The organism is Pseudomonas sp. EU05-FHT14B02 (genome assembly GCF_058791055.1).
In genome coordinates this window covers 211332-225057 of record NZ_JBYTDD010000005.1, presented here as the reverse complement: position 1 = coordinate 225057, position 13726 = coordinate 211332, and the positions used below count along the sequence as shown (strand labels likewise).

The 13726-nt window shown below is 60.3% G+C and carries 13 protein-coding genes; 11 read left to right on the top strand and 2 right to left on the bottom strand.

The window, feature by feature from the left end; translation table 11 throughout:
• Window positions 1-30 precede the first annotated feature (30 nt).
• The 5 genes from AC3WTM_RS07660 (at window position 31) to AC3WTM_RS07640 (ending at window position 5205) form a co-directional block, all read left to right on the top strand.
• A complete protein-coding gene (locus tag AC3WTM_RS07660; protein ID WP_102671670.1) occupies window positions 31-1023 on the top strand; it encodes a 2-dehydro-3-deoxygalactonokinase in 993 nt (330 codons plus the stop codon).
• A 19-nt stretch (window positions 1024-1042) separates the two neighbouring features.
• Window positions 1043-1663, top strand: a complete 621-nt coding sequence (locus tag AC3WTM_RS07655; protein ID WP_102671669.1) for a 2-dehydro-3-deoxy-6-phosphogalactonate aldolase — start codon at window positions 1043-1045, stop codon at window positions 1661-1663.
• Between the two features lie 48 nt (window positions 1664-1711).
• A complete protein-coding gene (gene dgoD, locus AC3WTM_RS07650; RefSeq protein WP_102671668.1) occupies window positions 1712-2860 on the top strand; it encodes a galactonate dehydratase in 1149 nt (382 codons plus the stop codon).
• Between the two features lie 170 nt (window positions 2861-3030).
• Window positions 3031-4341 (top strand): MFS transporter, encoded by a 1311-nt coding sequence (locus AC3WTM_RS07645; protein ID WP_102671667.1) that lies wholly within the window; start codon window positions 3031-3033, stop codon window positions 4339-4341.
• 60 nt (window positions 4342-4401) lie between these two features.
• Window positions 4402-5205 (top strand): IclR family transcriptional regulator, encoded by an 804-nt coding sequence (locus tag AC3WTM_RS07640; RefSeq protein WP_102671666.1) that lies wholly within the window; start codon window positions 4402-4404, stop codon window positions 5203-5205.
• Here AC3WTM_RS07640 and AC3WTM_RS07635 read toward each other — a convergent pair.
• Window positions 5202-6254 (bottom strand): NAD(P)-dependent alcohol dehydrogenase, encoded by a 1053-nt coding sequence (locus AC3WTM_RS07635; RefSeq protein WP_102671665.1) that lies wholly within the window; start codon window positions 6252-6254, stop codon window positions 5202-5204. The two genes, AC3WTM_RS07640 and AC3WTM_RS07635, sit on opposite strands and share 4 nt — an antisense overlap.
• A 192-nt stretch (window positions 6255-6446) precedes the next feature.
• On the opposite strand from AC3WTM_RS07635, the gene AC3WTM_RS07630 reads away from it, so the two are divergent.
• Window positions 6447-7337, top strand: a complete 891-nt coding sequence (locus AC3WTM_RS07630) for an AraC family transcriptional regulator (protein WP_102671664.1) — start codon at window positions 6447-6449, stop codon at window positions 7335-7337.
• A 96-nt stretch (window positions 7338-7433) separates the two neighbouring features.
• Here AC3WTM_RS07630 and AC3WTM_RS07625 read toward each other — a convergent pair whose 3' ends face one another.
• On the bottom strand, window positions 7434-9098 hold the full coding sequence (locus AC3WTM_RS07625; RefSeq protein WP_102671663.1) for an electron transfer flavoprotein-ubiquinone oxidoreductase: 1665 nt from the start codon (window positions 9096-9098) through the stop codon (window positions 7434-7436).
• Between the two features lie 547 nt (window positions 9099-9645).
• On the opposite strand from AC3WTM_RS07625, the gene AC3WTM_RS07620 reads away from it, so the two are divergent.
• The 5 genes from AC3WTM_RS07620 (at window position 9646) to AC3WTM_RS07600 (ending at window position 13543) form a co-directional block, all read left to right on the top strand.
• Window positions 9646-10395: an electron transfer flavoprotein subunit beta/FixA family protein gene (locus tag AC3WTM_RS07620; RefSeq protein ID WP_015093946.1), complete on the top strand. Its 750-nt coding sequence runs from the start codon at window positions 9646-9648 to the stop codon at window positions 10393-10395.
• Window positions 10396-11325: an electron transfer flavoprotein subunit alpha/FixB family protein gene (locus AC3WTM_RS07615; protein ID WP_008004325.1), complete on the top strand. Its 930-nt coding sequence runs from the start codon at window positions 10396-10398 to the stop codon at window positions 11323-11325.
• Between the two features lie 195 nt (window positions 11326-11520).
• Complete coding sequence (locus AC3WTM_RS07610) at window positions 11521-12381, top strand: substrate-binding periplasmic protein (protein WP_102671661.1); 861 nt, start codon at window positions 11521-11523, stop codon at window positions 12379-12381.
• Window positions 12378-12734 carry a DUF4398 domain-containing protein gene (locus AC3WTM_RS07605; RefSeq protein ID WP_056727192.1) on the top strand — a complete coding sequence of 119 codons (357 nt, stop codon included), beginning with the start codon at window positions 12378-12380 and terminating at the stop codon, window positions 12732-12734. Before AC3WTM_RS07610 ends, AC3WTM_RS07605 begins: the two co-directional genes overlap by 4 nt.
• On the top strand, window positions 12731-13543 hold the full coding sequence (locus AC3WTM_RS07600) for an OmpA family protein (RefSeq protein ID WP_102671660.1): 813 nt from the start codon (window positions 12731-12733) through the stop codon (window positions 13541-13543). The genes AC3WTM_RS07605 and AC3WTM_RS07600 overlap by 4 nt, the downstream gene beginning before the upstream one ends.
• The last annotated feature ends 183 nt before the right edge of the window (window positions 13544-13726 follow it).

Here is a 13726-nt window from a genome sequence, read left to right as displayed (position 1 = left end):
TCACTGCCAAAAACCAAAACAGGTGAAGCGATGCAGGCGCAATTGATCGCGCTCGACTGGGGGACAACCTCATTACGTGCTTACAAACTGGCCGAAGGCGGGCAAGTACTCGAACAGCGTTCGCTGTCGTCGGGGATCATGCAGCTGCCGAAAGCGCCGCGAATCATTGGCGGCCGGGAATGCGCCGATGGTTTCGAATTGGCCTTCGATGAGGCTTGCGGCGACTGGCTCGACGCCCAGCCGGATTTGCCGGTGATTGCCTGCGGCATGGTCGGCAGCGCCCAGGGTTGGAGCGAAGCGGCCTACCGGGACACGCCGGCGAACGTCGCCACGCTCGGTACTTCCTTGCAAACCGTGCGTAGCCTGCGCGGTGTCGATGTGCATATCGTGCCCGGTGTCATCGAACGTTCGCCTTTGCCAAACGTGATGCGCGGCGAAGAAACCCAGGTACTCGGCGTGCTGCAAAACCTGACGAGCGAGGCGGGCGCTGATCTGCTGATCGGCCTGCCGGGCAGTCATTCGAAATGGGTGGAAGTGGCCGACGGCTGCATCGTGCACTTCGACACTTTCATGACCGGCGAAGTCTTCGCTGTGCTCAGTCAACACAGCATTCTCGGGCGCACCCAACAATGTGGCGGGTCTTTCGATGGCGATGCGTTTGATCGTGGCGTGAAGGTCGCGTTGTCGGCGCACGGTGAAATCGGCCTGCTGTCGACGATGTTCAGCGCCCGCAGTCTCGGGCTGACCGGCGAGTTGAGCGCAATCGCCCAGGCGGACTATCTGTCCGGCCTGCTGATCGGCCACGAGTTGACGGCCTTGGCCAATGTCCAGCGGCGCCGACGCAACAGTGTGCATCTGCCTTCGATCATCCTCATCGGCAACACCCAACTCTGTGCCCGCTACAGCCGTGCGCTCGACGCCTGCGGTTTTGCCCGGGTGACTCTGGCCGATCAGGCCACCGAACGCGGGTTGTGGCAACTGGCGCTTGCTGCCGGCCTGGTCACGTGCACCGCACCCCGTTAAACCTGACTGGAGTACTGACATGCTCAAACAAGCCCTGGCGCAAAACGGCCTGATCGCGATCCTGCGTGGCCTGCGCCCGCAGGAAGCGGCGGCCATCGGCGAAGTCCTGTACGCCGCCGGATTTCGCGTCATCGAAGTGCCGCTCAATTCCCCTGAACCGTATGAAAGTATCCGCATCCTGCGCAGTACCTTGCCCGCCGATTGCCTGATCGGTGCCGGTACGGTGCTGACGCCAGAGCAGGTCGAGCAAGTGAAAGCCGCGGGCGGCCAAGTGATCGTCATGCCCCATAGCGATCCGAAGGTCTTGCGCGCGGCGAAAGCGGCAGGGCTGTACCTGTCGCCGGGTGTCGCCACACCGACCGAAGCCTTCATGGCACTGGCTGAAGGCGCGGATGTGCTGAAGCTGTTTCCGGCCGAGCAGATGGGGCCGGCAGTCGTCAAAGCCTGGCTCGCCGTATTGCCAGCCGGAACCCTGCTGGCGCCGGTTGGCGGGATCACGCCAGACAACATGCATTCGTTCATCGACGCCGGCGTCAAAGGTTTCGGCCTCGGTTCCGGCCTGTTCAAACCGGGCATGACGCCTACGCAAGTGGCGGCCAATGCCGAGGCCTACGTCGCTGCCTGGAAAGCCCTTCGCTAAGACTTCATTGAGCGCCGAGCGCGCTGCATCTAATAAGAGAGCCAAAAGATGAAAATCACCAAACTGACCACCTTCATCGTTCCGCCGCGCTGGTGCTTCCTCAAGGTCGAAACCGACGAGGGCGTCACCGGTTGGGGTGAGCCCGTGGTCGAAGGCCGCGCCCACACCGTTGCCGCTGCCGTTGAAGAACTGTCTGATTACCTTATCGGCAAAGACCCGCGCAACATCGAAGACATCTGGACCGTGCTCTATCGCGGCGGCTTCTACCGTGGCGGCGCGATCCACATGAGCGCCCTGGCCGGTATCGACCAGGCGTTGTGGGACATCAAGGGCAAGGCGTTGGGCGTGTCGGTCAGCGATCTGTTGGGTGGCCAGGTGCGGGACAAGATCCGCGTGTATTCGTGGATCGGCGGCGACCGTCCGGCGGACACCGCGCGTGCGGCGAAAGAAGCGGTCGAGCGTGGTTTCACCGCGGTGAAAATGAACGGCACCGAAGAACTGCAATTCCTCGATACCTTCGACAAAGTCGATCAGGCCCTGGCCAACGTTGCTGCCGTGCGCGATGCCGTCGGCCCGAACGTAGGCATAGGCGTCGACTTTCACGGCCGGGTGCACAAGCCCATGGCCAAGGTGCTGATGAAGGAGCTTGATCCGTACAAGCTGATGTTCATCGAAGAGCCGGTGCTGAGCGAAAACTACGAAGCGCTCAAAGAGTTGGCGCCGCTGACCAGTACGCCGATTGCCCTGGGCGAACGGCTGTTCTCGCGCTGGGATTTCAAGCGCGTGCTCAGCGAAGGTTATGTCGACATCATCCAGCCGGATGCCTCCCACGCCGGTGGCATCACCGAAACCCGCAAGATCGCCAACATGGCCGAAGCCTACGACGTGGCGCTGGCGCTGCATTGCCCGTTGGGCCCGATTGCCCTGGCGGCGTGCCTGCAACTGGACGCGGTTTGCTACAACGCGTTCATCCAGGAGCAGAGCCTGGGCATCCATTACAACGAGAGCAACGACCTGCTCGACTACGTCAAAGACCCACGGGTGTTCGACTACGACAAAGGCTTCGTGAAGATCCCGAACGGCCCGGGCCTGGGCATCGAGATCAACGAGGAATACGTGATCGAACGCGCCGCTATCGGCCACCGCTGGCGCAACCCGATCTGGCGCCATGCCGATGGCAGTTTTGCCGAGTGGTAATCGATCTCTGATCCACCACCTATCCCCTGTAGGAGCGAGCCTGCTCGCGATGGTGTGTCAGTCGACATCAATGCTGAATGACACACCGCTATCGCGAGCAGGCTCGCTCCTACAAGGGGTCTGCGCGAAGTTTCAAATCGACCTCAATAACCATAAGAAGAGGCCCCCTCATGCAACCGCAAACCCTCACCGGGCAGGCGTCGTTGGTGACGCCCAGCCGCAAGCGTTTTTTCATCATGGTGCTGTTGTTCATCACCGTGGTGATCAACTACCTGGACCGCAGCAACCTGTCGATTGCCGCCCCGGCATTGACCAGTGACCTGGGCATCGACCCGATCCACGTCGGCCTGATCTTCTCCGCGTTCGGCTGGACCTACGCCGCCATGCAAATCCCCGGCGGCTGGCTGGTGGACCGCGTGCCGCCACGGATTCTGTACAGCGTCGCCTTGCTGCTGTGGTCGGTGGCCACGGTGATGCTCGGCTTCGCCGCCAGCTTCATCGCGCTGTTCGTGTTGCGCATGGCGGTCGGTGCCTTGGAAGCGCCAGCCTATCCGATCAACAGCCGCGTGGTCACCACTTGGTTCCCCGAGCGCGAGCGCGCCACGGCCATCGGTTTCTACACCTCCGGGCAATTCGTCGGCCTGGCCTTCCTGACGCCGGTGCTGGCCTGGCTGCAGCACGAATTCGGCTGGCACATGGTGTTCGTCACCACTGGCGCGGTGGGCATTGTGTGGGCGGTGATCTGGTACGCGGTGTATCGCGAGCCACGGGATTTCAAAGGTGCCAATGACGCGGAAATCGATTTGATCCGCGAGGGCGGCGGGCTGGTGGATATCCAGGCCGAACAGGCCAGGGTCAAAGCCAAATTCAGCTGGACCGACCTGGGGATTGTCCTGACCAAGCGCAAGCTCTGGGGCATTTACCTCGGGCAGTTCTGCCTCAACTCGACACTGTGGTTCTTCCTCACCTGGTTCCCGACCTACCTGGTGAAGTATCGCGGCATGGACTTCATCAAGTCCGGCCTGCTGGCATCACTGCCCTTTCTCGCCGCGTTTATCGGTGTGCTGTGTTCGGGTTTCTTCTCGGACTTTTTGATCCGTCGCGGTTACACGGTAGGTTTCGCCCGCAAGTTGCCGATCATCAGTGGCCTGCTGATTTCCACCTCGATCATCGGCGCCAACTTCGTCGAGTCGACGCCGTTGGTGATTGCCTTCCTCGCGCTGGCATTCTTCGGTAATGGCCTGGCTTCGATTACCTGGTCGCTGGTATCGACGCTTGCTCCGGCGCGGTTGCTCGGGTTGACCGGCGGGGTGTTCAACTTCATCGGCAACCTGTCGGCGATTGCCACGCCTATCGTGATCGGCTTCCTCGCCACGGGTGATTCCTTTGCCCCGGCGATCACCTACATCTCGGTGTTGGCATTGGTTGGTGCACTGTCCTACATCTTGCTGGTGGGCAAGGTCGAGCGTATCAAGTTGTAGTCGTGGCACGCGGGCGACCATAATGCCGCCCGTTTACTCGCTCAACGGTAAAGGCTGGATATGCAGGAAGACGCCCCAAAAATCGCCAAGGACACCGCGCCGACCGGCACCCAAACCCTGCTTCGTGGTCTGGGTGTGGTTCATGCCGTGGCCAGCGGTGCCCGTGATCTCAAGGAAATTGCCCGGCTGATCGGCACCACGCGCAGCACCACCCATCGCCTGGCCAGTTGCCTGGTGGACGAACGTTATCTGCGGGTGGTGCCGCAAGTCGGTTATTTGCTGGGGCCGAAATTGATCGAACTGGGCTTTCAGGCCCGTGAAGAACTGCCGTTGGTAACCCTGGCCGGGCCGTACCTGGATGAGTTGTCGGCGTTGACCGGCGACACCATTCACCTGGCGATCCGTGAAGGCGACGAAGTGCTGTACCTGCACAAGAATCCGGGGCGTAATGGCCCGGAAATGCGTTCGCGGGTCGGCCATCGCATGCCGTTGGCGCGCACCGGGATCGGTAAGGCGCTGATGCTAGATGATTCACCGCAAGAGTGGCAGCGCCTGTATGAAGTCAGCCTGCCGGAGGGTGGGAAAAACCAGTTCTGGCCGCAGCACCCGGAGCAATCCTGGGAGCAGTTTCAGCAGCGCATGGTCGAGTATGTGGCCGGCGGTTATGCGTTCGACCTGGAAGACAACGAGCCATCGATCCGCTGTGTGGCCGCTCCGATCCGTGATGCCAGCAAGCGCATCGTCGCCGGCATCAGCATTGCCAGTACCGTGCCTTACATGCCGCTGGAAAAAATGGCCGAGCTGATTCCCCTGATTAAAGGGGTCACGGCCCGGCTGTCGGCGGAGCTTGGCTTTAAGGTTTAGATTTTCAAGGTCGTCATGTCGATGACGAAGCGGTACTTCACGTCACCGGCGATCATGCGGGCGTAAGCCTCGTTGATCTGGCGGATGTCGAGCATCTCGATGTCGCAGGTGATGTTGTGTTCGGCGCAGAAATCCAGCACCTCCTGGGTTTCGGCGATGCCGCCGATCAGCGAGCCGGCGAGCACGCGACGCCCCAACACCAGTTTGGCGGCATGTACCGGTGGCTCCACCGGTTCGATCAACCCCACCAGGATATGTACGCCGTCGAATCGCAGCGTATCGAGGTAAGGGTTGAGGTCGTGCTGCACCGGAATGGTGTCGAGCAGGAAATCGAAGTGCCCGGCCGCAGCCTGCATCCGGGCATCATCGGTGGACACGATCACATGGTCCGCACCCTGGCGACGAGCCTCTTCGGCCTTGCTCGCCGAACGGGTGAACAAGGTCACCTCGGCGCCCATGGCCTTGGCGAACTTGATGCCCATGTGGCCCAGGCCGCCCATGCCGAGAATCCCGACCTTGTCACCGGCCTTCACGCCGTAGTGCTTGAGCGGTGAGTAGGTGGTGATGCCGGCGCACAGGATCGGCGCGGCGCTGGCCAGGGGCAGTTTTTCCGGGATACGCACAACAAAGTGCTCGCTGACCACGATGCTGTCGGAGTAGCCGCCCATGGTGTTGCTGCCATCCACGCGGTCGGGGGTGGCGTAGGTCATGGTCGGACCTTCGAGGCAGTATTGCTCGAGGTTGGCCTGGCAGGCTTCGCAGCTGCGGCACGAATCGACCATGCAGCCGACACCGACCAGATCGCCGACTTTATGTTGGGTGACACTCGCACCCACGGCGGTCACCTTGCCTACGATTTCGTGGCCAGGCATCAGCGGGTAAACGGCAATGCCCCACTCGTTGCGGGCTTGATGGATGTCGGAATGGCAGACGCCGCAGTAGAGAATCTCGATGGCAACGTCGTCAGGCCTTGGGCTGCGACGTTCGAATTTCACGGGGGCGAGGGGAGTGGTGGCCGACTGGGCGGCGTATCCGATGGCGGTGTACATGGTGAACCTCGCAAAAAGCGCTGACGGGTGAGGTGGCGCATTCTGGGCGTCGTCCCCTGTACCGGCCATGGCGATTCCTCCGGGTGTCATGCCTATTCCTCCGGCATCCGCGTCTGTTCGAACCCATTGGCAATCAGACCTGCGATGATGCTTTCGTCCCTTATTCCGTGACCTTTTTTGTGAAGAGCCCCGATGCTGTTGACCCGTTACCTTGATGCCAATGCCACCCTGGTTTCGCTGATCGAGCCGCTGTCCACTCGCGACGGTTTCGTCCCGACTGCATTGCCGGGCGTACAGGTTCTGCGGGCCAGTTGCGACGTGGCCCGTGGGCCGCAGATCTATGAGCCGAGCCTGGTGATCATCGCCCAGGGCAGCAAACTGGCGTACCTGGGGCCGCGTACCCTGGAATATGGTGCTGGGCATTACCTGATTCAGGCGCTGCCGGTGCCGTTCGAGTGTGAAACCTTTGCCGCGCCCAGCGGGCCGATGCTGGGTGTTTCCGTCGCGATCGACCGGGTGATGCTGGGGGAGTTGGTGTTGGCGATGGGCCTGGCGCCGGGGCGGCATATTCCGGCGCAAACACCGGAGTCCATGACCTCGGCAGTGCTCGATGATGCCATGCGCGGTTGTGTCGAGCGGCTGCTGCGTTGCCTGCATGATCCGCTGGAATGCCAGATCATGGGGCAAGCGCGTTTGCGTGAGTTGCTGTTCGTCGCTTTGCGTGGTCCGCAAGCCGATGTGTTGCGGGCACTGGTTGAGCAGCAGGGGCAGTTCGCCCGGATCGCGGCATCCCTCAGTCATCTGCATGCGCATTTCGCCGAGCCGCTTAACGTCGAGACCCTGGCCAGTTGCGCGAACATGAGTGCGTCGACCTTTCACGAGCATTTCAAGCGCAGCACCTTGTTGTCACCGGTGCAGTACCTGAAGCGATTGCGTCTGCTGCGGGCGCAGCAGTTGTTGGTGGGGGAGGGGCTGGGTGTAGCGCAGGTGGCGCATCGGGTGGGGTATCAGAGCACGTCGCAGTTCAGTCGCGAGTACAAGCGGTACTTCGAGCGTAATCCCGGGGATGAACGCGCTGCCTGAGTTGGTAATAGATCCCACAGGGGGCGGTGTTATGTCCTGAATCGCACGCAACAAAAAGGCCCCCGTTTCGGGAGCCTTGATGTTCAGCGGTTCGGCTTACATGTTCGGGTAAGTCGGGCCGCCAGCACCTTCCGGCGCCACCCAGGTGATGTTCTGTGCAGGGTCCTTGATGTCGCAGGTCTTGCAGTGAACGCAGTTCTGGGCGTTGATCTGGAAGCGCTTCTCGCCGTCTTCCTTGGTGATCACTTCATACACGCCGGCCGGGCAGTAACGCTGTGCCGGCTCATCGTACAGCGGCAGGTTCTTGCTGATCGGGATGCTCGCGTCGGCCAGCTTCAAGTGGCATGGCTGCTCTTCTTCGTGGTTGGTACCGGAGATGAACACCGAGCTGAGTTTGTCGAAGCTGATCTTGCCGTCCGGTTTCGGGTAGTCGATCTTCTTGCAGTCGGCCGCGAGCTTGAGGCAAGCGTAATCCGGCTTGGTGTCGTGCAGGGTGAACGGCAGTTTGCCGCCGAAGATGTTCTGGTCGAGCCAGTTGAAGCCGCCGCCGACGATGGCGCCGAACTTGTGGATCGCCGGGCCGAAGTTGCGGCTGGCGAACAGTTCTTCGTAGAGCCAGCTCTTCTTGAACGCGTCGACGTAAGTGGTCAGCTCTTCGGTGCCGTCCTTCTCGGCGAACAGCGCCTCGGCCACGGATTCAGCGGCGAGCATGCCGGACTTCATCGCGGTGTGGCTGCCTTTGATCTTGGCGAAGTTCAGGGTGCCGAGGTCGCAACCGATCAGCGCGCCGCCCTTGAACACCATTTTCGGCAGCGAGTTCAGGCCGCCCTTGCAGATGGCACGTGCGCCGTAGCTGATGCGCTTGCCGCCTTCCAGGTACTGAGCAAGCACCGGGTGATGCTTGAGACGCTGGAACTCGTCGAACGGCGACAGGTAGGTGTTGCTGTAGGACAGGTCGACGATCAGGCCAACCACGACCTGGTTGTTTTCCAGGTGATAGAGGAACGAGCCACCGGTGTTTTCGGTGCCCATGATGTCCATCGGCCAACCGGCGGTGTGCACTACCAGGCCTGGCTGATGCTTGGCCGGGTCGACTTCCCAGATTTCCTTCAGGCCGATGCCGTAGTGCTGGGCATCAGCGTCGGTGTCCAGGTTGAAGCGCTTGATCAGTTGCTTGCCGATGTGGCCACGGCAACCTTCGGCGAACAGCGTGTACTTGCCACGCAGTTCCATGCCAGGAGTGTACAGGCCTTCCTTAGGGTTGCCTTCGCGGTCAACGCCCAGGTCGCCGGTGATGATCCCGCGAACCACGCCGTTTTCGTCGATCAGCGCTTCCTGAGCGGCGAAGCCAGGGTAGATTTCCACGCCCAGGTTCTCAGCCTGCTGGGCCAGCCAGCGGCACAGGTTGCCCAGGGAGATGATGTAGTTGCCTTCGTTGTGCATGGTCTTGGGCACAAAGAAGTCTGGGATTTTCTGCGCGCTTTCAGCGTTCTTGAGCACGAAGATGTCGTCGCGGGTGACGGGCGTGTTCAGCGGCGCGCCGAGTTCTTTCCAGTTCGGGAACAGTTCGTTCAGGGCCCGTGGTTCGAACACGGCGCCGGACAGAATGTGAGCACCGACTTCGGAGCCTTTTTCGACCACGCAGACGCTGATTTCCTTACCGGCTTCGGCGGCCTTCTGCTTCAAGCGGCAGGCGGCGGAAAGACCAGCGGGGCCGGCACCGACGATGACCACGTCGAATTCCATGTATTCGCGTTCCACAGGTTATCTCCTACTCAAGGCTCAACAGTTTTTTTCTAATTTGGAAGTCGGGTGTCGCATCCATGAATTCCGGCGCAACGCCGGAAGAGGACAATCGATTGACCACCTTTCTCTTTTGGTGGCGCATTATATCTACACCACTCTCAGCGTCCAATACAAACGTTTGTTTGAATTGGCTCAAAGCCAGAGAAATCAAAGTCACGCGCCTTATGAACGGCCATTTTGGCGTATTGACCGGAATAGGCGTTCCGGTCAAGATACGGGCGGTTTTGCGCTCGCCGTAGGCTGACTGTTGGTTACAAGAGCACCTCTAAAGACAGGGCGATGGCAGTAGAGAGTGATGCGCTGCGCGGGTTTGATGTGCAGTTTACACGCCGCGATGTTGAATGACTCGTCAGTCACCACTGACGAACGGTCATCCAGATCATGAGCGATGATCACTTGACCGCTTTGCCGGCGTTTTTGGAGGTGCCCTTGCGCCCGATGAGCATCAACCGCCAGGTTCGCCTAGGCGACTTTCTTTTCACCGGAGAGTAACGAGGAATCCATGAAGGTTCTTGTAGCTGTCAAACGCGTTGTGGATTACAACGTCAAGGTTCGCGTCAAGGCGGACAATTCCGGCGTCGATCTTGCCAACGTCAAGATGTCGATGAACCCGTTCTGCGAAATCGCCGTGGAAGAAGCCGTACGCCTGAAAGAGAAGGGTGTTGCGACTGAAATCGTCGTCGTCTCCGTAGGCCCGTCCACCGCTCAAGAGCAACTGCGCACTGCGCTGGCTCTGGGTGCCGACCGCGCCATCCTCGTCGAGTCCGCCGAAGACCTGACTTCCCTGGCTGTTGCCAAACTGTTGAAAGCTGTTGTCGACAAGGAACAGCCTCAGCTGGTGATCCTTGGCAAACAGGCTATCGACAGCGACAACAACCAGACTGGCCAGATGCTCGCTGCATTGAGCGGCTACGGTCAGGGCACGTTCGCTTCGAAAGTCGAAATCAGCGGCGACAGCGTAGCTGTGACCCGTGAAATCGACGGCGGCGCGCAGACAGTTTCCCTGAAACTGCCGGCGATCGTCACCACCGACCTGCGTTTGAACGAGCCGCGCTACGCGTCTCTGCCAAACATCATGAAAGCCAAGAAGAAGCCTCTCGAAGTGCTGACTCCGGATGCTTTGGGCGTTTCCACCGCCTCCACCAACAAGACTTTGAAAGTCGAAGCGCCGGCTGCACGCAGCGCGGGTATCAAGGTCAAGTCGGTGGCTGAACTGGTCGAGAAACTGAAAAACGAAGCGAAGGTAATCTAAATGACTATCTTGGTTATTGCTGAACACGACAACAAAGTGCTGGCTCCGGCCACGCTGAACACTGTTGCTGCTGCCGCCAAAATTGGTGGTGACATCCACGTTCTGGTCGCTGGCCAGGGCGCTGGCGCCGTGGCTGAAGCCGCTGCGAAAGTCGCTGGCGTGGCTAAAGTGCTGGTAGCCGATAACGCTGCCTACGCTCACCAGCTGCCGGAAAACGTCGCTCCTCTGGTTGCAGAGCTGGGCAAGGGCTACAGCCACATCCTGGCTGCCGCTACTTCCAACGGCAAAAACATCCTGCCGCGCGTTGCCGCTGCACTGGACGTTGACCAGATCTCCGAGATCATCTCGGTAGAAAGCGCTGACACCTTCAAGCGCCCGATCTACGCCGGTAACGCCATCGCTACCGTTCAGTCGAACGCTGCGGTCAAGGTGATCACCGTGCGTGCCACCGGTTTCGACCCGGTTGCAGCCGAAGGTGGCTCCGCTGCCGTTGAAGCTGTTGGCGCTGCCCACGACGCTGGCATCTCCAGCTTCGTTGGCGAAGAGCTGGCCAAGTCCGATCGTCCGGAACTGACCGCTGCCAAGATCGTCGTTTCCGGCGGTCGCGGCATGCAGAATGGCGACAACTTCAAACACCTGTACGCCCTGGCCGACAAGCTGGGCGCTGCCGTCGGTGCATCGCGCGCCGCGGTCGACGCAGGTTTTGTTCCGAACGACATGCAGGTCGGTCAGACCGGCAAGATCGTTGCTCCACAGCTGTACATCGCCGTCGGTATCTCCGGCGCGATCCAGCACCTGGCCGGCATGAAAGACTCCAAAGTGATCGTTGCGATCAACAAGGACGAAGAAGCGCCGATCTTCCAGGTGGCCGATTACGGCCTGGTGGCGGACCTGTTCGAAGCCATCCCTGAGTTGGAGAAGCTGGTCTAATCCGGCTGCTTCACTTATAAAGAGCCCGGCCTTTTGGTCGGGCTTTTTTTTGCTCTTCATTCTGTAGGAGCGAGCTTGCTCGCGATGGACGTTAACGATGACGCGTTCATTCTGAAAAAACGCGGCGCCTTTGAGTCTATCGCGAGCAAGCTCGCTCCTACAGGCGATATAACCGGGTGATTGGAGTGCATTGCCATGGATCTGCGCCGATTTTACTGTTGGCCGTTGCTGCTGGGGCTGACGACTTTGCCGATACTTTCCGAAGCAGCAGGCAAATGCGAGCGGCTGGTGGTCACCGGCAGCCCGGACGCACCGCCGTACCTGTGGCAAGATCCGCACAACCCCAAATACCTGATCGGTGCCAGCGCCGATTTGTTGCAGCAAGTGGCGGGGGAGTTGGGGCTCAAGGTCGAACTGCTTTATGCCGGCAAACGCGCCCAGGCCCTGGAGGAGGTGCGCAGCGGGCGCATGGACATGCTGGCGGACGTGACGTTGACCGTCAGCGAGCTGGAGACCCTGGACTACATCCATCCAGCCTTGCTGGAAAACGATTATCTGGTCTGGACTCGCAAGGACTCGACACTGGTCTACAACGATGCACAGGACCTGCACGGCCATCCCGGTGCTGTGTCGGAAAAGGCCCGAATGACCCCGCAATTCAGCACCTTTGCCGAACAGCAACTGACCCTCACTCGCACGTCCAATCTGACCCAGGCCTTTCAGAAACTGCTGTTGGGCGAGGTCGAGTTTGTACTGGCAGGGCGTTACTCGGGCATGGCGACCGCACAGGCACTGGGCATGGCCGCTGACCTGGTCGCGCGCTCGCAACCGGTCGACAAACCTGGCCTGTACCTGGCGATTTCCCATGACTCGGCCTGCAACGATCCGTGGTTGCGCGGACAGTTGGCCAAAAAGATGACAGAATTGCCCGCGTCCGGACTGACGGAGGCCGTGCTGATGCGCAATATCGAGCGATGGAAAGCACAACGCTCACAACCGCAGCCAAGCCCCCCGCAACAACCCGTCAGTACCCCAAACAGTAAGGATTTTCAGTGAGTATTCGACCTCTTTTCGCTGCCGTGGCCTTTGCCGCCCTGGCGGGCTGTGCAACCGATCCTGCGCCGAATGAACAGATTCGCCTGACCGAACAGGCACTCGAACAGGCCAAAGCCGTAGGCGCCACCGCCGACGATGTGCCGGAAATGAAACTGGCCGAAGACAAGTTCAACCGTGCCAAGGGCAACATGACCGATCAATCCTTCAAAAACGCACGCATGCGAGCCGAACAGGCCGAACTCGATGCGCGCCTGGCTGAAGCCAAGGTGTTGACGGCCAAGAGCGAGGAACAGTTGAACGTGCTCAACACCCGCATCGCCCGCCTGCGCAAGCAACTGGGAGATGCCCAATGAGCCTCAAGAGCAAAGCCCTCGGCGGTTTGATCCTGGCAGGCTGCGCGAGCCTCTTTGGCTGCGTCAGCCAGCACAGCGAATCCGCGTTGCAGCAGGCCGGTGCCGACTTTCAGAAGGTCAAGGAAGACTCCAATGTGCTGCGAATCGCCCCCAAGGACGTGATTCGCGCCGGTGAGTCCCTGGCCCGTGCCGATCGCCTGTCCAGCTATTGGGGCAGCGGTTCGGACGTAGTGCATTACGCCTACCTGAGCCAGCGCTACAGCGCCATTGCCCGGGAGCACACCAATCAGGTGCTCAACGAAGAGCAAGCGGCGAAACTCGAACTGGAGCGGCAGCGTCTGCAACTGGCATTGCGTGAATCCAAACTGTTCAGCGTGCAGCAACAAGGCAAATGGCTCGAGGAGCAGATCCTGGCATTGACGACCAGCCAGACCGACCGCGGTCTGGTGATGACCTTGGGCGACATGCTGTTCGACACCGGCGAAGCGGAATTGAAACCGTCGGCCAACCGTGTGGTGTTGAAGATCGTGCAGTTTCTGCAACTCAACCCCAAGCGAGTGGTGCGGATCGAAGGTTATACGGACAGTACCGGGGGCAAGCAGGAAAACCTCAAGCTGTCCCGCGACCGCGCGCAATCGGTGGCTGACGTGCTGATGGACCTGGGTATCGACGACAAGCGCATCCAGGTCGAGGGTTATGGCGACGAGTATCCGGTGGACGCGAACGCGTCGGAACGGGGCCGGGCGCAGAATCGTCGGGTGGAAATTGTGTTTTCCGACGAAAAGGGCCAGCTCGGCGCTGCCCGCTAAGGGTTGCGTCGCTGGAAAGCCCGGCCTGCCATGCAGTGCCGGGCTTTTTTGTGCCTGCCGATTACCGCACAAAACAGTACAGATTTTGCTGACACTGCACTGTACGGTCGACTATTGTGGCAACTGTCCCCGTACACTTCTAAACTGTTCCGGTATTGTTTCACACAAGAATAAAATGCCCGT